This is a genomic window from Mycobacterium sp. FW102-FHT13B02, assembly GCF_058790275.1.
Genome location: NZ_JBYTCM010000020.1, coordinates 89897 through 112046, shown reverse-complemented (window position 1 = coordinate 112046; position 22150 = coordinate 89897). Strand labels below are relative to the sequence as shown.

General features: G+C 63.1%; 17 protein-coding genes. All 17 read right to left on the bottom strand.

Annotated elements, in window-relative coordinates:
- Positions 1-33: 33 nt before the first annotated feature.
- On the bottom strand, positions 34-654 hold the full coding sequence (locus tag AC3WTE_RS25985; RefSeq protein ID WP_492442185.1) for a hypothetical protein: 621 nt from the start codon (positions 652-654) through the stop codon (positions 34-36).
- 510 nt (positions 655-1164) lie between these two features.
- The gene (locus tag AC3WTE_RS25980; RefSeq protein ID WP_492442183.1) at positions 1165-2133 is read right to left on the bottom strand and encodes a DUF2637 domain-containing protein; all 969 of its coding nucleotides are present in this window, start codon (positions 2131-2133) and stop codon (positions 1165-1167) included.
- A 662-nt stretch (positions 2134-2795) separates the two neighbouring features.
- Entirely contained in the window at positions 2796-3128 is a 333-nt protein-coding gene (locus AC3WTE_RS25975) for a histone-like nucleoid-structuring protein Lsr2 (RefSeq protein WP_492442181.1), read from the bottom strand.
- Positions 3128-5527 (bottom strand): type VII secretion protein EccE, encoded by a 2400-nt coding sequence (gene eccE / locus AC3WTE_RS25970; RefSeq protein ID WP_492442179.1) that lies wholly within the window; start codon positions 5525-5527, stop codon positions 3128-3130. Before eccE ends, AC3WTE_RS25975 begins: the two co-directional genes overlap by 1 nt.
- Positions 5524-6894, bottom strand: coding sequence for a type VII secretion-associated serine protease mycosin (gene mycP / locus AC3WTE_RS25965; RefSeq protein WP_492442207.1), 1371 nt, complete (start codon positions 6892-6894; stop codon positions 5524-5526). Before mycP ends, eccE begins: the two co-directional genes overlap by 4 nt.
- Before the next feature lie 5 nt (positions 6895-6899).
- Entirely contained in the window at positions 6900-8321 is a 1422-nt protein-coding gene (gene eccD / locus AC3WTE_RS25960; protein ID WP_492442177.1) for a type VII secretion integral membrane protein EccD, read from the bottom strand.
- Between the two features lie 29 nt (positions 8322-8350).
- Positions 8351-9835 (bottom strand): MinD/ParA family ATP-binding protein, encoded by a 1485-nt coding sequence (locus tag AC3WTE_RS25955; protein ID WP_492442175.1) that lies wholly within the window; start codon positions 9833-9835, stop codon positions 8351-8353.
- Between the two features lie 67 nt (positions 9836-9902).
- Positions 9903-10190 (bottom strand): WXG100 family type VII secretion target, encoded by a 288-nt coding sequence (locus AC3WTE_RS25950; protein ID WP_492442173.1) that lies wholly within the window; start codon positions 10188-10190, stop codon positions 9903-9905.
- 39 nt (positions 10191-10229) lie between these two features.
- Positions 10230-10538 (bottom strand): hypothetical protein, encoded by a 309-nt coding sequence (locus tag AC3WTE_RS25945; RefSeq protein ID WP_492442171.1) that lies wholly within the window; start codon positions 10536-10538, stop codon positions 10230-10232.
- A 232-nt stretch (positions 10539-10770) separates the two neighbouring features.
- Positions 10771-12087 (bottom strand): PPE family protein, encoded by a 1317-nt coding sequence (locus tag AC3WTE_RS25940; RefSeq protein ID WP_492442169.1) that lies wholly within the window; start codon positions 12085-12087, stop codon positions 10771-10773.
- A gap of 36 nt (positions 12088-12123) precedes the next feature.
- Entirely contained in the window at positions 12124-12405 is a 282-nt protein-coding gene (locus tag AC3WTE_RS25935; RefSeq protein ID WP_492442168.1) for a PE family protein, read from the bottom strand.
- Positions 12406-12546: 141 nt separating this feature from the next.
- Positions 12547-16668, bottom strand: a complete 4122-nt coding sequence (gene eccCa / locus AC3WTE_RS25930) for a type VII secretion protein EccCa (protein WP_492442166.1) — start codon at positions 16666-16668, stop codon at positions 12547-12549.
- Entirely contained in the window at positions 16665-18146 is a 1482-nt protein-coding gene (eccB, locus tag AC3WTE_RS25925; RefSeq protein ID WP_492442164.1) for a type VII secretion protein EccB, read from the bottom strand. Before eccB ends, eccCa begins: the two co-directional genes overlap by 4 nt.
- Positions 18146-20089 (bottom strand): type VII secretion AAA-ATPase EccA, encoded by a 1944-nt coding sequence (eccA, locus tag AC3WTE_RS25920; protein ID WP_492442162.1) that lies wholly within the window; start codon positions 20087-20089, stop codon positions 18146-18148. Before eccA ends, eccB begins: the two co-directional genes overlap by 1 nt.
- Entirely contained in the window at positions 20089-20448 is a 360-nt protein-coding gene (locus tag AC3WTE_RS25915; RefSeq protein ID WP_492442160.1) for a YbaB/EbfC family DNA-binding protein, read from the bottom strand. The genes eccA and AC3WTE_RS25915 overlap by 1 nt, the downstream gene beginning before the upstream one ends.
- Positions 20445-21752 (bottom strand): hypothetical protein, encoded by a 1308-nt coding sequence (locus tag AC3WTE_RS25910; protein WP_492442159.1) that lies wholly within the window; start codon positions 21750-21752, stop codon positions 20445-20447. The genes AC3WTE_RS25915 and AC3WTE_RS25910 overlap by 4 nt, the downstream gene beginning before the upstream one ends.
- Positions 21749-22147 (bottom strand): hypothetical protein, encoded by a 399-nt coding sequence (locus AC3WTE_RS25905; protein ID WP_492442157.1) that lies wholly within the window; start codon positions 22145-22147, stop codon positions 21749-21751. The genes AC3WTE_RS25910 and AC3WTE_RS25905 overlap by 4 nt, the downstream gene beginning before the upstream one ends.
- Positions 22148-22150 lie beyond the last annotated feature (3 nt).

The following is a 22150-nucleotide window of genomic DNA, read 5'->3' as shown; positions in this document are numbered from 1 at the left end:
GGGGACTCCATTTTCGGGTGGGTTGGGCCGGTGCTATTCAGACGTGGGCGTGGTGGATGTGGTTGTACGACAAGCGGATATCGGCCGCGTGGAACGCAGTCGATATCGAGGAGCGCCGGCTGCACGCGCTCTGACTGTGGTGGGCGATCGCCGCCGAAGGGCCTGCTGATGAAGGTCGGCCACGCTTATCGCTCGGTCAGCCAGATCGGCGCACTGCGTGCACCGGCCCAGCGATATTTCCGTGTGTATACCGCAGGGGGCGTGATGGCGTGCAACGGCGGCAAGCAACGACGGGTGCACGAAACGTCCGAGGATCAGCGTGCAACTGGTGCGGCCGGGCGCCGCACTGACATCGATGACGTCTTCGTTCATGCCGTCAAGAATGTCGATGAAACCCGTTATCTCCCTTTGAGTTAGGGCGGCGTCCGGGTAGCCATCGGCTATGCGGACGGTCAGTTCTCCGTGGCCGTCTGCGCGCGAGGCCGTGAAACTGAAGATGCGGTCATCAGTGGAGAGCACGGTGGCATCCGCAGGATGCCAGACCGCCGTGCTGGGTTGTTCGGTGTCGAACAACCATCGCAATCCGACGATCAGGACCGGCAGATGCACGGTGACACCTGCGTCGGTGTGACGGGCGCTGGGCGGGGTGGTCATGCGACGTGATCCGTTCAGGAGGCTGGAATGGGGCGCGGATGGCCACATTCGGTGGCTGACGATGGCGCACGGTCTGGCCAGTGCTGCGCAATTCGCTCGGTGGCGCAGGGCGATCGAGCGCACTGCGGGCACACCGGTCCGGTTAACGCTCCCAGCGGTCCGGGGTTACTTACCGGCTGATGCAGCGCGGCGATCGCAGCGAGGCGGATTTCAGCTGCGCGGTTTCTATTTGGAATGACGACTGTCGGAGCGCTGGTGTGTGCGCCGCCCTGTGGCCACTCCCCCAGCAGCAGCGCGGTCGAGCACGGCCATCGACTTCCCGTGCACTCGCCGCAGGTCGGTGCGCCGAGGTCCCGGTCCGGCATCATCGACCTCACGGGCTGATGCAGCGTGGCGATCACTGCTAGCTGCATTTCCTCGACCGTGTCTCCGGCGCTCGAGGTGACGCTCGCTGAATGCTCTTGTGGCCGTGGGATGCCGAATGTCACGGTGGTCACGCTCCCGTTCCTTCTAGGCCCGTCGACGGCTAGCGGTGGACAACAGCGATTCGGCAGCACGAATAATGTTTGCGACTGTGTCGCGGTGAACGCGGGTCTGTGACGCGATGGTGGTTGTCGCTACACCGCGGTCCCACAGCCGTAGAACCTCCGCCGTTTCGTCGACAGATTTGACAGTCACCTTTTCTCGGATGAGGGTTTCGGCGACGTCCACCCACCCGTCTGCGACAACGGGTTCAGGGTCTTCTTTGAGAGCTGCGAGATGAGCGGGTGAGGGTGCGCCGTGGCGGTGAAAGGTGTTGATGTCCTGAATGTTTCCGGGCGGCGTTACCTCGTCGGTGTGGTGTGCGAGTTCACCTTCGAGTGCATTTCCCGCGTCCTCGATCCGTTCGTCAATCGGTTGCTTCGGCGCGAGTTCGGCGACATGGTGCGGTTCTGCGAACGGCATGGAGGGTTCGGACTCGAGCTGGACCGCGCGCCGCGCTCGAGCTGGGTTGGGATGATGCAGTGTGAGCAGGGCCATGGTGGCCTGCGCTATACCGAGGTCGATGACGATTGGCCAAATCCAGGCGATGTCAGGCCGGATTCCTCCGGTGATAGCCAGCGATCGCAGGCTGTCGAAGTTCAGTCGGAACGCCAGGGCGTCGATGGTGATGGCGATCGCGATCGCGATGAGTGCTCGCAATTGGACTAGGGCCGATCTGCCGGCCCGGGCGAGTAGACCGACCCCGTGGGTTGCCAGCAGCATTCCCACCGGTGGTGTCACAGCTATCACGCCGGCCACGCACAACAGGACTACCGACCCACCGCGGGCGTTCAGGAGTGCGTGGGTGACGCTCGCGGCGATCGAGGTGAACGTGGAGAAGACCAGGACGGCCCAGAAGTAGGTTGCGGGGCGCCGCAGAACTGGCAACTCGTCAACAGCTGATGCATGCTCGGCGATCGCGGGCGCAGTGTCGTTGCTGTGGTGGGTTTTCGCCATGGCAACAACGCTTGTCGCCACTCAGAGGGTTTTCAAGAGGACCCCTTGGGCGTCGAAATGGCTCCGACCACCGCATTTAGCAACGGCAGTCGAGCCTGGCCGCCCTGCCCCAGGGTTGTCGCGGATGCTGAGGCCGTTCGGGTATTTCAGCTAGCCGCGGTCTCGGGACATTGGTGACACGTAACGACGCCTAGTCGGGAAGTATTGCCACGTCGAAACCTGCTGGGGTTCGTCCTAGCTTCCCGTCTGCGAATGTCTGCCGGGTGTGCGCCGGCAGACAACGGTAAGTCCATTTCCGCCCTTCATGTTCGATGTCGACGTACACGTTTCCGTCGACTCGGCGGAGTGTGATGTGCCGAGCTTCGTAGTGCCACCACGACAACCCGGCCACTGGCGGCGGAGGGCCGGCCGGCAGAGGCTGCGGCAAGTCCCCAAACTCTCCGTACCGGCACCGGTAGCGCCCGACGACCTCCCGGCCATTTGGTGGATCAAGGATGACGACCTCGGTCGTAGCGTCGTCACATTTCGGCGACGCGCACGGATACGACGGGCAACGCATGCACTTCCATTGCTTCGACGTCACGGCGTAACCAATCTCATGAGACAACACAGCCAGCCTTCAGGTCGGGTCCTGGTTCTGGCACGGTGGCAGTGCCACCCGGCTATTGGGTACTGGTCCCGGACGCGTCGTAGGCGTCAACGATGGAGCGTGGCATACGACCTCGTGCTGGCACGGTTAATCCGTTGTTTCGTGCCCACACTCGTATGTGATGCATGTCGTGGCGCTGCCGTGCCGGTTCTTTTGTCGGTTTACTGCAGTCTTTGCCGGAGATACGACGGGCCTTGGCGATCCATTGCCCGACGCTAGCGCGCAGGTCGTGGTCATCGACGAGATCGATTTCGTATTCGACGCCGTCGAGGCCGAATGATGTTGTGGTTGCGCCCGATTCACCCGTGATGTCGTCGACAAGTTCGACGGTGATCTCTTTTGCCATCAGGTTTCCTCGAGTCGGTCGGTTGGCGGGGCGGGGGCCTCAATGCGGCGAGCTGGGGCGCCGTTGCCGTCGCGGTTGTGGTCGTGCCGCCCGGTGCCGTTAGTTTCGGTGGGGGCGGACTGCTCGTCTGCTGCCCGGTGACGGCCGTTGGCCGGCGCTCCGTGGGGGGCGGGAGCAGTAGCGCCTGGTCCTTGCCGCGAGTCTCGGGTGAATGCCGCTGACCAATCCCTCAGGCCGCCTTCCAGTTTCGCCGATTGCTGCGGCGATATCGACGGTTGGGCTTGGCGTGGGTCAGGTACCGGTGGGCGTGGCCGTGGAGCGCCTGGGAACGGTGGCCGACTCGGTTGCGGTGGCCGGGGTGCCACGGGACCGGGCTGTTGCGGCCAAATCGGCGGCGTGCCAGCGCCGGGCGGGGGAACCAGTGCAGGCCGTGGTGGAGGCGCTCCGGCAGGGCGGGCCGCCGGCGACGCGTTTGGGCTTGATTGGGGCGGCCGAATGGGCGGGGCCGGGACCGGTTTGGTTAGGCCTCGTCCGTCGAAGTGCGCAGGTGCTGCGGTGGCGTTGGGCCGCTGGGCTCGTGGCGCTTGTAGGACGGGCCTCTGCGGTACCTGGGGTGGGCGACCCGGGGCGAGTTGATAGACGGCAGCGGTCTTCGTGGCGGCCTGCGCGCTCCGCGACGTTGTAGTCGGGGGTGTGGCGCCGAGGATGCGCCGCTCTTCATGAGCGGCCGGGCACCGCACAGTGGCGCTGAGCCCTGTGCTGGTCCGGAGCGTGAATCCCAATTGCTCATCGGTGTCGACGAGTTCAATGTCGGCGTCGCACGAAACGTCATTGGTGAGGATGGTGACCTTGGGTAGACCGTCCGGCCAATCTTTGTCGGTGTCGATCACCAGTACGGTCTCGGGGTCCAGGCCGGCCGGCCCGAATTCCTCGTGCCAATGGGTCGCGGTACCGGTATTAACTGAAGCCTCGTCCTCGTCCTCGTCCTCGACCTCGTCGTTGTCGTTGGCGGACCATGCCGATGGGAAGTCAGTGAGCAACGCTGCTGAGACGGCGAGTGACACAATGGGTTTCCACTTCTCAGGTTCGTCGCTGATGATCATCATCGGACGTCCTGTGGTGCTGGCGCGAAGGGCAATTTGTCGCAGCAATATCGCAGATTCGCACAGGACGGTGACCGCGCCTGCCAAGGGCAGGTGTACCGAGGTGTGATCGCGTGGGTCTCCGATCGATCCCACCAGCGGCCCAGCCGGACCGAAGGGAAGGATGGGGTCCGCCGAGCCCAAGGTCGCGGAAGGGAGCTTCGTTTCGGCCGGCAAGTAGCCGACCCGAAACTGCCGCCACATGGGCGCTTGCTGCCCGTACAGCGGCCCGAGCCGCGACACCGGCGGTGACGATGTCTGCGCCTCGGTGCGGTAGCGAACGAGGGCGGCGATGTTGATCGATCCCGCGGCGTCGGGCGTTAGGCGCACTAGGCTCGTTACTGTTTTCGATTGCGGCCATGTCCACCATTGCGGTGCATCCTCGGCGATGTGCGCTGGGTCGGCGTAGTAAACCCCCGTGTAAGTACTGAGGCTCTCCAAATAAGACCAGTGGTCGGCCCGAGGCGCATCAGCATGCAACAGTTCGTTGACCGAATCAATGCTGTCCGCGTCGGCCGGGCGCGCATCAGTTCCCGCGCTGGCCAAAGCGTCAGCAATCCGCAGGCATGTTGCGCCGGCAATCTTTTCGGCTGCGCGTCCGTCTCCGCCGCGGCGGTCGATCGCAGCGAGGTTGTCATGCAGGCCGATCCTGACCACGATCCAGCTGCGACGTTCTGCGGGGGCGACGGTGGGTCCGGTGATCTGTTGATACAGATCAGCGAAGCCACCGGTCGCCCGAAACCCGACGCTGAGCAGGTCTATTGACTCGACCGCGACGTCAAGCACTTCGGTGGCGAACGCCGACAAGTCGGCGACGCTGAGGACATTCACCGTGCGTTCGTCGGCATCGGTGACCACGGTGGGTGCCAGCGGATCGCTATGCAGCTCGATCATCGTCACCAGATGGTCGTTCTCGGAGACCACGCCAACGACTGTTTCCCCGATGACAACATCCACCGCCGGCGGCACTGGCACCATCACGTTGCCGCGGCGATGGCGACGCCATGACCACCACGTCACCGCCCAGTGCGTCATCGCAATGTGGTAGACGGTGCTGAACAAGACCAGCGCCAACACAATTGGCGGACCGATGACCAACGCGATGTTTATCCGCCCGTAGGTGACGGACGTCCACGCCATCGCAGCGAGGATCGCCAGCACCCATCGCGCCACGGTGGTGCGCAGCCCAAACATGGGCGGCTTCGTGAAGCCGCGCTTGCCGACTTGACTTCCGGCAGTGATAGACCGGCTACTCATGAGCGGGTCTTTCGACGCAAAGCGGCCCGCAAGCCGACGGCCAGCAGCACCACGGCGCCCATCCCCAACGCCACCTCGGTCCCGATCCGGCGGGGCCCATAGTCTGGTGCCGGTGGCGGCGGGGCGGGATGGACAATGGAATTCACTGGCCGCGCCGGCGCTGGGTCGGCAACATTCCACGTCAGTGCAGCCAGCGGATCCACTACGCCCCATCCCACCACGGGGTCCGGGGTGGTGGGGCCGGCGTGGGCGGTGGCTTTGATCCGATTCATCACCTGATAGGCGTTCAGTTCCGGATACTTCTGCCGTACGAGCGCCGCGACGCCGGAAACATAAGCGGCCGAGTAGGAGTCCCCGTAGATCGGCACGAGCACTTGGTCTTGGCCGGGCATTCCATTGACCAGATGGCCATCGGGGTAATTACCGACGCTGGCAATGGTCTCGCCAGGTGCGGCCACGTCCACCCACGGACCTTGCAAAGTCGTGGTCGACGGCGCTCCGTCATTGGTTACCGATCCGACCGAAAGAACGTCGTCGGCCCACCAAGATGGTGACGAGACGGTGACCACATTCGCCCACGACGACCGGTCATTGCCCGGGGGTGGCGGGTTCTGCCGGCAGTCACCGCCAGTGTTGCCGGCCGCCGCCACCACCACCACGTTGCGTTCGGCTACGGCCCAGTGCAGCGCCGCCCCCACGCCTCGGTCATCTGCGTGCCGAACGGCTTTCATGCACGAGACCATCGAGATATTGATGACCTGCGCACCCAGATTGACCGCGTGCACAATCGCACGGGCCATGGCCCGCAAGTCGATACCGGTCTCGGTGTCGTTGGGATCATCACTCTGTGTCGGCTTGTCAAGCATGTAGTGCGCAGAAGACTGACGAATGCTGATCAACGTCGCATCCGGCGCCACACCCACGAAACCATCACCCGGGACCGGGGCCGCCCCGATCAGACCGGCGACCAGGGTGCCGTGAGCATCACAGTCAGCCAGTCCGTCACCGTCAGTCACGTAGTCCCCGCCGGGCCGCAATCCACGCAGGCGAGGATTCGCAGTGACCCCCGTGTCGATTACGGCCACGGTGATGCCTGCACCGGTAGCGAAAGCCCTTGAAGCATCGAGGTTCAATAGCTTCCACGCTGGTTGCGGGTCGGCAAAATTCGAGCCAGGCAGCACTCCCGGTGTCTGGCAGTCGACCGTTTGACGCATCGGTTGTTCGGGCCCCACGGTGTCCGCCGGAACCGCTGCGGTGTCGATCACCGGCGGAACCACAGCTCCGGCGACTAACTCACCAGAACCGACAGCAGCTAGGAACGTCACGGCGATGACGACAACAAACCGGCGACTCCACCGCAGGATCACCGCGCTCACCCTCCAATCCGCAGATCGCGCAGCACTCCGAAAACGCCGGTGACCCACGCGGAAAGTACGAACACAGTGATCGTTGAAAGCATGTAGACGATCTCGACGGCTCTGGCGACTCGCGGGTTCACTCCCCTGGGGGTCACAACAACCGCCGCCACGACCAGAAGCCCTACCGCGGCCGCCAGGACACCGACTACGACAATCGGTGCCCATCCGCTGTGCCAAACCAACAGCATTCGGGCCGCGGATCCAACGATAACTATGGCCACAGCCGAGAACATCCAATTCGCTTGCAGCGCATTGGACATTGTGCGTCCCCAGTGAGTCAACACGATGGCCACGCAGACCACGATCCCCACTTCGATCCGATGGTGGTAGGAGCTTGGAGCCATCGTGAAGACCGTCGCCAGCGCAATAGTCAGCGACGACGCGACTACGAACGCGGTCGTGAGTTGCACAGCCCGCTCGGATCGCGCCCGCACAGTCGCGAGTTCCTCGCCGGTGAGCTCACCTTCGACTTCGATCTCTTCGCCATCTGCGGGCACTTTAGGAAGCGTGATCTGCGCGATCGCGGAAGCAAGATTCGACGCGTTGTACGACCAGACCAGACCCACAAGCAGCACTCCCGCCGCGATCGCCGATGGCTGAAGACCGGTGTACTCGGCGACCGCACACACAGCAGAGACGGACGCGGCTAGGGACGCGACGGCACCGATCAAAGCCATGTGCCGGCCTGTGATCAGCAACGCACACATCGCGGCCACAGCCACACCCACTGCAGCCACCATGATGTGTGCAATGCCCGGCGAGCCCGTACGTAGGGAGACCGGAATCAATTGCCCCACAACGGTCGCCGACGCAACCCAGATGATTGCCCATGCGCTGGCGGCATCATCGGCGTGGTAGCGCGTCGCCGCCGACCAGGTGCCCACAAGAGCAGCCACCGCACCCAGTGCCCCAGCGAGGACCCACCACCATGAGTAGTGGCTGGCCGTCCACATCCACCACTGCGCAACGCACAGCCCGACACCGCCCACCGCGAGTGCTGCCAATCCGGCTTTGCGCGCGGCGGCTGCGTCGAACGGCCGGCCCGCTTCGGCGGCAGCGCGCGCTGCGGCATCGATGACGTCCTCGATGACGGGTCGGTACCGCTCCGTGGACAGCACCGCTGTCAGTTCGAGGATTGCGCCGTCGCGGACCCCCGCGTCGTGGAGTGGTTGCTCCGGCTTCATCGGCAGACCGGTGTGCGACAGTGTCCATTCGCCGCCGGTCGGGGCGACGATGTTCTGATCGTGAGACAACTGGTCAACTACATCGCCGATGTATTCCCGTATCGGCAATTCTGTGGGCAGCACAAGGTCTTTCTGCTTATTGCCGTAGCTCACAGCGACCCGCGAGAGCATTGCCGAGTTGGTCGACACCATCTGTTACCTCCTGCCTGCCGTGGGGTGCTTTACCTGGTGCCGCCGCGTGGCATCGGTTGGCGGTGTGCGTGGTGCGGCTGAAGGTACTCATGCCCCCGGCTGCCCGGCAGCGCGGCGCCCTCGATTGCCGACTGATGCGTGACCTCAGCGTGGCTGTCCGTAGGTCTGGGGTACATGTCCGACAACGCTGACGCGATCTGCAGGTAGGTCCGGCGTGCCTTCTTCGACACCAGCTTGAGGTTGATCGCGCGCCCTTCGTGGATGTGCCGGTCGAACCGGGTAACGAAGATGCGATGCGGCGGGACCTTCAACGAGAACTGTTCCACTACCCTGTCCACCACGACATTGGGCTTGCCGGGCCCGGTGTGGTTGATGATCAAGACAGTGTTCTCCAGCAACGTGTGGAAACCATTGCTACGCAACCACTTCAACGTCTCGTCCGTCTCCTCCAAGGCGTCGATCGAGGCATTGGTCACTACGACAAGAGCGTGCGACTGCCTCATGACACTGCCCACCAGTTCCGACTTGAGGTCGGTTCCGCAGTCCATCAGCACTACCGAGTAGTGATCCCGCAGAATGCCGATCGCAGTCTCGAAGTCGTCCTGTTCGACGACGGCATTTGTGCTGGCGTACTCGGGCTGTCCAAGTACTTCCAGTCGCGAATAGGTGTCATACGAGGTGTGCGCCCGGACGTCGAGGTATCTTTCCACCCCCGGGTCGTTGATCAAGTCGATGATGCTCATGGGCGTCTCGCGGCCATGACGTTCGGCGAGGTTTCCCGAGTCATTGTCCAGATCAACGGCAATGACGCGGTCGCCGCGTTCGTGGGCAATCACCGATCCGATCGACTTGGTCGACACAGTTTTGCCCACCCCGCCTTTCAGACCGAGGACCGCGACAGAAAATGTTGATCGAACCGTTCGAACAACATTGCTCTTCAATTCGATTTCATATCGCTCGTCTTTGCCTGGGCCGAGGTTGATTCGGGTGCAGGTATAAAGCCATTTTCGCCAGCCACGCTCGGCGGGTTCGTGCATCCGGCGTGCATCGGTCTTGTCGAGGACGACCTGGGGTGGTCTCTGATCGTCCTGCCGACCGCCGGTTGCAGCACCATACTGCTGACCGTTCGCGTAGTACGCCGGCGCGAGAGCCTGCCGGCCAGGATGCTGTGCACCAGAGGAGTTCTGCTGAGGAACCGGTGCCGGTGCCGCAGCGACGGGAGCCGGATTGTGGCCCAACGCCTGCGCTGGACTCTGGCTCATCGTCTGCGCCGGATTTCGGCTCATCGCCTGCGCTTGCGCAAGCATGTCGTCCCATTGTTCGCGCGGGCGAATCGCGGTTAGTTCTTCGTCCAGGATCGGGCGTGGCGGTGGACTTGAGGGGAGGGGCGCCGACGGCATCGGATGGGCGCCCGTGGATTCGGGGCTTTGAGAAAATGCGCCGCGATACGGGTCTGGATCGTTGCTCATAATTTTTACCGTAACACTCTTTTGGTCGTATTTACACGGGCACAAAATCGTTCAAAAAATATAGCGGCACGGGCGGTTATACCCGTGCCGCTATATTTATCGAAAGTTCGGATCAGCCGAACGACGAAGCGTTGATCTGCTCTTGGTGCTGCGAGTGATTGGTCGCTTCCTCAACGGCGTTGATGTAGGAGACGATTGCCTGCTGGAACTCCTGGCCGTGCTGGTTCAGCGTGCGCTGCTCGGTGGCCCACATGTCCGAAGCATCACCCTGCCAGGTGGCGGCCCCTTTACCCAGCGAGGCGTCCAGCGCCTCGTTCTGGCCCTCGATCTGCGCTGCCTGGCCGCGCAGAGTCTGGATGGTGGCGTGGATGACGGCGTAATCCCAAGTCTGTTGGCTCATTGCGTTTTTCCTTTTGCTCGTGGGTGTCAGGGGTGGTGGTCAGAAAGCCGTCGCGCCGCTGGAGGCCACGCTGCTGGCACCGTCGCTGTCGACGCTGATGTAGCCGCCGGCAGAGGTGCCAACCCGCTCGGAGATGCTCTGCAGCTGGTTGGCCAGGAGAACACCCTTCTCGTTCAGCTCCGCGGCCTTGGCGGCTGTCGCGTTGTAGGTGTCGCCCTCGAACGACCCTTGCATGGCGTTCACCTCGTCGAGGAACGCGGTGATGGTGTGGTGCTCGTTGGTGGCCTCGGTGCCGATCTCATCGGCAACGGCCTTCTGGACCGCGGTGTCGGTTGCCATTCTCTGCATTTGGGACTCACTCCTTATTTGTGTGCCGTACAACTGGTTGTTCTGTTGCGGGTCAGCTTGATCCGCGTCCATCCGCCTCTGGGTCAAACCTCTTACGAGGTCCGCGCCGGAGACGGTCGCGACGCGGTGGCTTAGATAGGATCACGTCTCAGTACCAGCCAAAACGATCTCCGCGGCATTCGCAAGAGGACCGCTGGCACACCCCCTTCCCATTCACCCGCGCGGATGCTCGTCATTCGTCGAACACCTCGAAACCCAAGCTGGCCACGACCGGTTTCTCGTGTGCCACAGGTTCTGACACCGTGATCGTCGACCCTTCTGCTCGAGCATGCATTCCAGACATCGGGCCCATCACTCCCGTCCCGCTGCCGACGGCGCTCGACCCAGCGGCGGGCACCGCAGTTGTGCGTGTGACCTGCTCAGCCCCGGCTGCCGGCGCCGGCTGGGACCAGCCCGCTGGGGCCCGTAAAGCGCTAGCGCCACCAGAATTCGCCGAGGACAACAATCCGGCCCCGCCATAGCCGCCACCTGAGGAGCCAACGGCGCTCGTACCGTAGGCACCCAGTTGATCGACGTTTCCGAAGTGGCTGACAAGTGAAGCAGGAGTGATGTTCTGGTTGGCCAGATCGCCTTGACCCATTCCCTGGAACAACTGCGTAATCTGCTGCAACGGCTGGGTAGCGGACTGCATCAACTGTTGCGGCACCTGGCCAACCTGCTGCCCCATCTGACCAACCTGTTGCGGAACCTGCTGAACCATTTGCATGGCCATCTGGGGCGCTTGAGCCATCTGGGAGGCGTCCTGCGTTGCCTGCTGTCCCGCCTGCTCGCTCGCCTGCGAACCGGCCAGATTACTTGCAGTGGCAGCCAATTGCGCTACCTCTTGGGTTTGGCCCCGCACGGCGCCCTCGGTGCCGGCGACCTGAAGTTCCGCCAAGATAGCGTCCCGAGCCATCGACTGCGGCAACTGCGCAGCTGTCGCTGCCAGGATCGCCGCCAGACCACCTTCGGGCGCCCCCGGTGCCGCCATGACGCTGGGCGCCGGCGAGAACGGCGGGAATGCCGTGTTCACGCCAGTGGACGCCAGATACGCGTCCATCGCCCCCGCAGCCCGGTTCCACAACACCACCAGGTATTCGAACTCATTGACGCCGATCGGAACAGTGTTCACGCCAAGGAAGTTCGTCGCCTGAAGTGTGGCGTGGGTGGTGTGGTTGGCCGCGATCTCGCCGAGTGAGGGCGTTTCAGCGACGGCCAATCCGTAGGTGGTGCCTTGGGCTGCAGCTAAACCAGAACGCGCTTCGGCCATGGCGATAACCGAGGCCATCCAGGCCAGGTACGGCTCGAACGCCGCCTGGGCCCGGGTCGCTGTCATGCCCTGCCAGGTCGCCGCGACGATGCTGATCTCTGCGCGCAGAGCCGTCATCGCCGCAGTGAATTCGTCTGCGACCGCCTGCCATCCGGCGGTCGCAGACAGATACGGTTCATCGCCGGCTCCTGCGATCAACCGCCCGGTGTTGGCTTCCGGCGGCAACCCATGCCATTCCATTGGTAGCTACTGCCTCTCGACCTAGGATTCGGCCGATTAGAGAATCGTCGCGGCGCCGGCCGCGTCGACCGCGTCGTAGGCGAGCGCAACCGAGTTCAACCCTTCGGCGGCCAACGCGAGCATCGCTGTGCCCTCGCTGGAAATCGCCTCGAATTCGGCTCCCTCGGCGTTGAATGCTGTCGACGCCAACGCCGATACAGTGTCGACCCCTGACGGCGGCAGCGCGCCGACGATGGGCATCGCCGCGGCGGTGGTGGCGGTCTGCTGTCCGGTCACCCCAGTGACGGCAGCGCCGCCAGCGTGCAGTGCATCTGACATGACTTGTAGTGGTTCCATTGTCCTTTTCCCCTTCGACGTGTGGTCTTTTCGCGTAGCGCTGTAGGCTCACCGACGCTCCTTTACAGGACCGTCTATATGCACTTATCCAGGTCTGCTGCACCGGCTCGGCGGGCGGGCTGTCTACTTCGACAGCTCCTCGAGCGCGGGCACCACAGGCGTTTGGATCACCTCGCTTTCGCTACCTGTAATAAGCAAGCCCCGCCCCGGTGGGCGCGGGTCTAGCCGCACGCCCATGATCGGACCTTCGTTTCGAAGAGCGTCCATAACTAGTGTGGACCCGCCTGCGTCATAATTCAGCTTGGGAAGAGAACCGCCCTGACCAAGAAGCCTGTTGGCCATACCCGCCTTGCAGCCGAGCACCGAGTGAATACCCAGCAGGGGGGCGTTGCCCCAGTAGGGCGCTAACGGCGCGAACGCCGCGGGGGCCGCGTTCGCGACCATGACATAGTCATCGACGAATAGGAAGATTTCCGGGCCTGACCACCACGACCGGTTTCGTCGCTGCTCTTTGGTTTCGCTTCCCGTGGGAGCACGTCCGGCTAGCGAATTGGCGATCTCGACCATGGCGGCCGTCAACTCACCTGGCGTCCTGAGCAAGCCACTGCGCGAGACCTTCGTCGCGACCTGTTTAGGCACACCAGGATTAGTGCTGATGTCGTATTCCGGGTTGGGCTTGAACTGCTCGCCCTCCCACTTCAGCACGTACCGCTCGTCCACCGCGTCAATCATCGTGGTGCCCTTGAGATCAACCACGATGAACTTCACCTCGTCGGGACCGAACCGGTCGACTAGAGATTGCATCATCGACACCATCAGGTGGGTCTTACCGCAATCATTGTTCCCGAACACCGTTAGGTGGCGGCCCGTCATGAAGTCGAACGGCACAGTCATGAGGTCCTTTTCGTAGAGGCCGATCGGAACCGTCCACTTCGATCCCCGCCACGGCTCAGGCAAGGCGAGTTCGGACGCCGTCACTCGTGGCGGCAGCACACGCAGCTGGCGTGCGGCCACATCGCCCCATTGGTTGTTGACGGCCGAGATCGCTGCGGCCAGACCTGCTTCATCGACCGCCTCGACTTCATCGAATCGGGGTGCCCCGATCATGATGTGCATGTTTGTGGCGATGTCCAGGGCGCGGCCTGGCACGGCCGGGACGGCCTCGGCAAGTTTCTTGGCTCCCGACGCGGTCAACGAAGGCTCGTTCAATTTGAACTCGATCCGGGCGTTGAAAGCCTGATTCATCTTGCTGCCTAGGGTCGAGAACACCTGCAGGGCAACAATCACATGCACACCGACGGCCTTGCCGTTCTTGACCAAATCCGCGATCGCCGGCACCAGCGCCTCGTGGCCCTCTTTGAACTGGTCGAACCCGTCGACCAGGAGCAGCACGTCACCCATGCCGTCATCGGGCGCTGTCCCATCCAAAATCCTGTCACGATAACTGTCCATGGACTGAATTTTGTACTCGCGGAACAGCTCTGAACGTTTCGTGACGACCTCGTTGACTTCTGCAATCACGCGTGACACCGCATCGGTATCCATGCGGGCCGCCACACCACCGACGTGGGGCAGCCCCTCCAGAGCCATCAGCTTGCCACCAGCGCCGAAGTCGAGGCCGAAAATCTGCAACTGTTTCGGGCTGTTGAGTCGCGACGCTGCCAACGCGATCGACTGCAGCGCAACGGACTTACCCGAACCGGGCCGTCCCACTAGGACTAGGTTGCCGCCGGCCAAGTCCACCGTGAACACGTGCTGTGCGGAATGGAAAGGATCGTCCAGCAAGCCAATCGGGAAGGTCAGCACGGCTTTGTCGCCTGAGGTCAGTGCACTGCGCTCCAGCAAGTGCCCGAGCGGTTTCGGCGCCAGCAGCGGCGGTAGCCACAGCTTCCGGCACGGTGCGCCCTTGCCCTTGAGCTGGTCGAGCACCACCGAGCGCGTATCGGGGGCTTCGTCGATCTCCTGCTGGGTGCGTTCGACCGTCACAGGCTCGTCAGGCTTGTCGTCGTCAGCGGAGGTGTCCACACCAGGAATCGGCACTGCGTGCACGCCGAACGGGGCTACGCTCGAAGCTGCGCCGTCACGGACCGTCTCTCTGGCCAAGGTCACTTCGTCCGGCGGAAAATAGGGCTCTTCTGGGTCGGGCGCCTTGAAGAATTTCGGGTCGCCGCCGCCAACTTTCAGATATCCCTCGCCCGGTTTTTCCAAGTAGTAGGCATCTTTGGTCTCGATGACCGCGGCGGATTCTTGGCCGCTGGCGGTCTTCATCGCGATCTTCCAACCGCAGTTGGACAACAACTGCCCGAGACTCACACCGGTCAGTGACTGTGTCGCCAGCAGCAGTTGCACGCGGTCCGAACGGCCCATGCGACCGAGGTGCTCAAAGGTTTCACGGAACTCTGGATGGTCTTTCAGCAGGGCGGTGAACTCATCGACGACGACCAGCAACGTCGGGAACGGCGGTATGTCGGCGCCTTTTTGGCGGGCTTTCAGGTAGGTCCGAGCATCCTTGAACTTCTTGCCCGTGGTAGCCGTGCCCATGGTGCTGCGCAGTCGCTGACGGTGTTCGACTTCGCCGCGCAGCACCGCATCGAGCCGGTCAATCATGTCTTGGGAACCAAGGTTGGAGATGATCTCCACGGTGGCGTTGAGGTCGTCGAACCCGTCGAAGGTGGCTTCGCCCTTGTAGTCGACATAGATCACATTGAGTTGCTCGGGCGTGTGGCGAGAGTTCAACCCCATTAGCAGGTTGTTCAGCAGCGACGATTTCCCGGAACCTGTAGTGCCCAGGACCATTCCGTGCGATCCGTTGCCTTGTTCGGCGACGTCGCGGATCAACAGCGACATCAGCCCACCGTCCTTGTCCCAGCCGATAGGCACGCGCATCGCATCGGGGTCGCCTTCACGCATGTCCGGTCGCCACTTGCTGGTCCCCATCGTGCCCACGTCCGCGATGCCGTGCATCGAGGCCCATGAACGCTGCACATGCTCCGTGCCGCGTGCGGTGGCGATCTGTTTGTCCGTACTGGCTCGCCACCGAGCCAGCCGCCGCGCGATGTGACGCGCCTGCAACGGCCCGACCGTGTCGAGCCGACTCACCCAGTACCGCAGGTTGTCCTCTGCAGAATTGCGTCGTTTGCGCGCAGTGCCGTCGGTGTTGACCTCCACGCGGGCACCGATGACTTCCAGACCGTCTTCGTCGGGGCCGCCGATACGGAGCACTGTGACGGCTTCTTTGCCTTCACCGGGGATGGTGCGTCCGGCTCCATCGGCAACCACGATCAGCCAGGGTTTGTTGCCGGTGTATTTGTCATCGGGCGTGAAATCGCCGCGCTCCGCCAGTAGCGAAGCGAGCGCGGCGCCGGCCTGCTCCGGGGTGTACACCATCCGTTCGGTGCCCAGGGCGTCCCGTCGGGTCGAATGCTGGTTGTGCGGAAGCCATTTGATCCAGTCCCACACCTCTGGGCGTTCTGTGACCACCGCCATCAACACGAGGTTGGGCGGATGCAATACCGCCAACCCCAGCAGCATGGAACGAACAAGTCCTTCGATATCCCCGTCGCCGAAAAATTGCACGCTGCGGTGCGTTTTGAGGTCGATGACCACCGGGAGGTCCTCGACCGAGCGGTGGGCACGATAGAACCGTTCGCCGAAGACTCGTCCGATCGGTTCGAGCGAGCCTTCGGGGGCGGCATCAGCCATCCGCATTCCGCCTCCGAGCCTCTGCCGGGCTAGGCCCACACGCGGCGCTAGGAAGTATGTCGGGTCTTCACCGGGTCGGGACCGTTCCCAAGTCCGTGGGCCACCCACCATCGCGGCCAGCGTCTCTGGGGGCGGGGCGAAGTACGCCAAGTAGTCGTATTGGGCGGTCGCCCGGTTGTGGACCTTGGCACGCAGATTGGACAGCATCTCCAGGTACTTGCGGCGCAGGGCGTTGATCTCGGCGGTCCGGGGGCCGCCGCTAGACCCATTGCCGCCGAGCATGCCGCCCGCCGACGCGAGGAACATCAGGGGGAACATCAGCATCATGGGCGATGTCACCTTGCGGATGCCGGAGGTCAAGAAGATCCCGATCATGCCCACGACGGCCACCGCCATCAGAATCGGTGCGATCCTTTGGAACTTGTTCGGCGGCACAACCTCTTTGACCTCGGGCGGCGCTGGAACTTCGGTCTCGACATTGACGTCTTTGGCCGACGGCGCTTCCGGCGCGCGGTTCGGCGGAATCCACGGCTGAATGCTCACTTCGTCCCGCTCCCTGCGTTGAGGGCCACCGCCAAGGGCGACTCTGCGATCGTGTCTTGTTTGACGAGGGCTGCCTCTTTGGACAGTCCCGGACCGGTGGCAAGGATCGACAGGACCGACCACGGTGCCGGAATGGGCGATTGCAGTCCTAGTGCATTGGCGGCCGGGGCGGCGCCCTTGGTGCCGTCGTTGTCAATCAGCCCGTACCTCACGCCAGCATCGGAGACCCACCATTTGGTTTCCGCGGCCGGCGAACGGGGGTCCGATCCTGTTGTTTGGGCGAAGAATCCCGACCCTGGCGGGGCATACATCGACAGACCGGGCCGCGACACCAGATCGTGGCGCCACATGATGCGCTGCTCGTCGTTGAGCGGCAGGCCGGGAAGGAACTCCAGAGCCGATGTCGCTTGCTGATCACCGGAGTTTTTGACCCACTGCCAGCAGGTGACTGGAGCCGTCAAGGATGCCGCTGAGTGAAGCGGTCTATCCGGAAACGCTGAGGTGTCGATGCCGGGGTTGGCCGCGGGCAGCTTCGCGACCACATCTTGCGACAAGGTCGGAGCGACGTTCGCGCCGAAGGTATTGGTATTGCGGATCACTGAGGCCATCACCTCGGTGATCTGCTGAACACCGTCAGGAAGCACCACATACCAGCTCACCGAGGATGCCTGGGGGACACGAAGAACCGAGCCAATCACCACCCCGGGTGCCACCGGGTATGCCGGAGGGGCACCCGCGCCGGGAATCACTGGCGAGGTGATGGGTCGGCCCGCCGGAATGGCATTGAATAGGGCCTCGCTGATGACGTCGATGGTGGGAAATCGTTGCAGCCCAAGACCAAGAACCAGCGCCGTATCCTCGATATTGATCCGGTGGCGAGCATCGTTGTTCAGTAGCCAGGTGACCTGATCGGGGCCTTGGACTATCCTCGCCGCGCTCGGGTCGCCGGTGAGCTTCTGCTGCTGACCCCCGGCGATCACCGCGGTGTGTGTCGAGGGCTCAGCTGTTCCAGGGTGGTCGATGACATCGCAGACGCTCCAGCGCGAATTGGTTTCTGTCGGCTGAAAGACCTGCGATGGAGCCCCGGCGATGCCGACCAGAGACCCTCGTGGCATGTTTTGCACTTCTTGGGGCTTGACCGCTTCTGGCTTGTCGGGACTACCGGTAATCAGCTGTGCTGAAACAAGATTCAGCACTGGGTACAGTTTGTCGTCGATCTTGACGAACAGCTGGGAGGAGTCACGGGCTTGCACGATGCGCGAGGTGTCGCGCAAGCCTTGAGGTTTGAAGTACGCCAAAACCACGCAGGCCAGGCATACCAGCGCGATGGCGGCCACACCCAGCATTTGGCCTAGCGCCGTGCTTCGCGCAGGGTCGTGACGCATCGTGGTGTCGTACCGCGTGAGCGCGTGGTTCAGGCGGGCGACAAGGAATTTGTAGCCACTGACCTGAAGCTTGGACGTCGGAATGAAAGGCATCAGTTCACCTGCCCCAGAACTGTACTCAGGTCAAGTCCACCGACTACCGGCTCAGCGGCGAGCACCTCGCGCAGTGCCGCCGCCATATCCGGCGGACGTATTGTCATCACGGCGGTTTCGTCGAACTCAGCCGCGGAGAACTCCCCGTCGAGGCGCCGGTCGCGGCAATCGGCAGCCCGCTCAACAACAGTCCGGATGAATCGGCCGTTGCCAACGCTGTCGATCATGTTCTTGCGGACGGATGTGGCCATCAGCACCCTCGAACACGCCGACCGTAGGGCAGCCATCGCACTGCCGTCGACGTTCTCCAAGCCATAGGTCGCCAGGGACGCCGTCAACGCCACCAGATCAGCTACCGCAGCGTCGGTGTTGTCATCGACCGTCCGAGACGACAAGTGCGCGCACACCGATCGCAGGACCCTCGAGCTGGCGTCGTCGATGATGTCGTCACGGCCGGCGGCCAGTGCGTGGGCGATCTGGACGAGCTCGTCGGGTGTGTAGGTGCTAAACCGCATGCGATACGCGAAGCGGCTCCTCAGCCCTTCGTTGACCGCCAGCAGTTGGTCGATATCCGTCTCATAGCCGGCGATGATGACGACCAGTCTGTGCCGCTCGTTTTCGATGCGGGCCAACAGCGTGTCGATTGCAGCCTTGCCGAACGCATCGGCATTGGAGCCCTTGTTCTCCGGGCTGATCAGCGTATAGGCCTCGTCAAGGAACAGCACCCCGTTCAGCGCCCTGTTGATCGCCGCGTTGGTATTGGCCTCGGATTCGCCTAGGTGTTGTCCGAGCAGGCTCTTGGCGTTGACTTCTTCGACGTGGTCCGTTTCGACGATGCCCAGTCCGCAAAGGATTTTGGCGACCACGCGCGCAATCGTCGTCTTACCGGTCCCGGGCGGCCCGGTGAACACCATGTGGTTGGAACTGCTCGGCGTTTTTAGACCCATTTCGCGCCGTTTAGCGGCCATCCGGGTCCGGGACCGGTAGGTCTCAACTTGTTCTTTGAGGTCCTTCATGCCGATCTGCGCGTCCAATTCGGCCGTTGCTTCGGCAAGCACATCGGCTCGCTTCACGTCGCGGCGTTGGTTGGCAACATCTTCCGCGCTCGGGCCGGTGGCCGGATCCCACGGATCCGTGCGCTGACCGATCGCCTCTACGGTCGTGACCTGCAGTCGCACACTGGGATCGGCCAGAGCCGCCGATACCTCTGCAGACGGCGCGTGGTCGAGGACCTGTCGCATCTGAGCAACGGCACGGTCTTCTTTGCCATGCTCACGGTCGATCATCGCCAAGAACCAGCGTGCTGCGTGCACCGCATCAGGCAGTTGCTCTTGCTCGGTGACCGCGCGTAAATGGGTCTCTGCGTCGTCGAATTTGCCGAGCCTGGCATGCGAAATGCCCACTGCCAGCTCGGCAGCGGTCTTCAAGGCAGCATCACGCGAATACAGTCGCTGGTTGGCGTTGACGCAGTCGATGACGTCGGGCCACCGCTCGGCGCGGTAGAAGATCGCGGCTTTGACCCACTCGGTGACACCAGTGGGTTCGGCTTCACGGAGGGTGTCGAGCGCTTCGGCGTAGTCCGGCGGGGTGGCAGTCGCAAGCGTCTGAGCCAGTGCCGCCGCGAGCGCTGACTGGTCGTAGATCGGCTGTTCGAGGCCAACGATCCCCATACCGATATCGAATTTGGCCCACAAGCTGGCGGGGTTGATTCCCGCCCTGGTGGCGGTCTGGTGCATCTGGCCCCTGCTGCGCCACGCCTTGTAGAGCGTGCCGGATGACTTGTCTCCGCACAGGATTCGGCCCAGCCACGCATCGCACATGGACGGGTCCTGGTCCGTGGCGACCGTGAAGTAGTTCAGCGCTTGCTCGGTGTCGGCGTGGCCGCCGTCAATGAGGCCCAGCGCGGCGATCCCTGCCCGAAAGTTATCTGCAGCGGGGCTCATTACTGGTACCTCCGGGCGAATTCTTTCGCCTGTAGTTCGGTGTATTCCTCGGGGGTGGGGAGTTTTTGGACACGGCGATAGAAGCGATCCATGGGCGTGGTGTCTCTGCCTTGCGCGGCAAGAGAATCCAGCGAGAACAGGCGCAGATTCATCCGGTATTTGGCACGGGCCAGCTGGGCCAGTGCCACGATCTCATCGGCCAAGGCTTCATCGCCGGCGCGCAGCGCATCCTCTTCCAGCATGATCGCGCTTACCCGGCCGCGACCGTCGCAGGCGGCCCCAACTAGTCCCTCCGGGCTATACACCGGAAACTGTTGGCGGTAGAACTCTTCAATGTCCGGCACCGCGTTGTCAGTCACGCTGTCACTTCCCCATCTTGGTCCTTGTTCCATTCACCCGTGGTGAGCATGGAGCAGATTGCGACGAGCTCGTCTTGGCCGGGGCTGACGGTCAATCCGCGACGGGCATAGTGCAAGGCCAGGTCGGGCTGATCGACGTTCCGGGCAGCCAGTTCCCGGCAGGTCTGGGCTACCAGGTCCGCCATCGGGGCGACGTGATCGCTGGCCCAGGGGGGAACCTGCGTTCCAAACAGTGGGCCTGTGATCAGATCGGCTGCGGCTTTGAGCTTTTCAGTCTCGGCCGTGCTGGGGTCGATGGTGACCGATCGGGTAAAGCGGCTCCAGTCCGAGTTGATGTCGATGCAGTACCCCTCGTCGGTGGCGACTGGCTGTAGGCCGCGCCGACGAATTTTGCTCATCGCGACATGGAAGCTCTTCTGACGGTCGACCCCTGCGCCGTAGAGCATTTCACACAGTTCGGCGGTGGGGATGGGCTGATTGAAGGCGATCGCGCCCACAATCTGCTGCTGCATTGGCTGCAGAGCTGCGCCCTCGGCATCAACGACCGAGAATCGACCGAACACCGTCATCGTTCCGGTTGCCTCGACCGGGGCATCCTGGCCTTCCTTTTGTTGTGCCACAGCTGTTTGAGGGCCAGGTGAACCATCGATCACGGAAACGCTTGACTCGCAAGCGGCCTCGGTATCTGAGTGTTCGACACCAACGGGCTGTTCAGCCTCAGGGTCGTACTGGTCGAGATCACCGTCGTCAACGCCGCCGAGTCGCAGGGGACGCACCGGCCAGCTGGTCCCCTCGGCCAGCACATCCACCCAGCCCGGCACCTGGCCGTCCACGATTGGGTCGGCGACCACGATCGTGGCATCGGGGCTCTCGGTCAGGCGCACCCCTGCCAGGGAGGCTTCGTCGGCATCCTGGTCCTGAATTTGTGCCTGCAACAACCAGTTTCCGATCAGCGCTGCGCGATCGTGACATGTCACGCCGATCTCATCAATGGCTAGCGCGTTAATCGCGACAATTTCCCGTTCCCCGACTCCGACTACGACCAGTACGGGATCAGCGGAGGAATCACGCAGTTTGGGCTCCTGCCCCAACGGAGCTCGCATCCACCCAACCGCATCGTCTGCCTCCCACGGGGCCGGTAGGGCGCCCGGCGGCGTTGAGAATTTCACGTGAATCCACGAAGGATCGACACAGACGATGACCGCTCGAGCTGAGGTGAGAGAGTGCACGCCGCCGAGGAGCCTGCGGACGCTGCCGGTCAGGCAGTCGGTGATGAGTTCTGCAGGAGTAACGATGGCGTTCACGCCCGAATCTCCTCGTCGTCATCGACCCACTCGTCGTCCTCGTCGCTAGCGTGTTCCTGCTGTTCCTTCTCGACGGCCTCCCATAGATTCAGCTCGGGTGCCGCCTTGCTCGCCGCTTCGCGGCGCCGATCATCAAGGACCGCATAGCATTCGCTGAGTCCGGACATGACCAGTTGCTCCACCTCGTGGGCGTTGTAGCGGTCAACGACACCCTCTCCGAGGTACAGGCTTTTCAACTCACCCCAGCCATCAACTTCGGGCATCACATCGGGTTCGTTCGGCGCGGCGCGGCGCACCCGCAGATCGTCGAATGCGGCCCGCTCGACAGCTTCCAGGGCTTGGCTCAGTTGTTGACTGCGTGCCAGGAACTTTTCCACTTCGGGATGAAAAGCCACTCG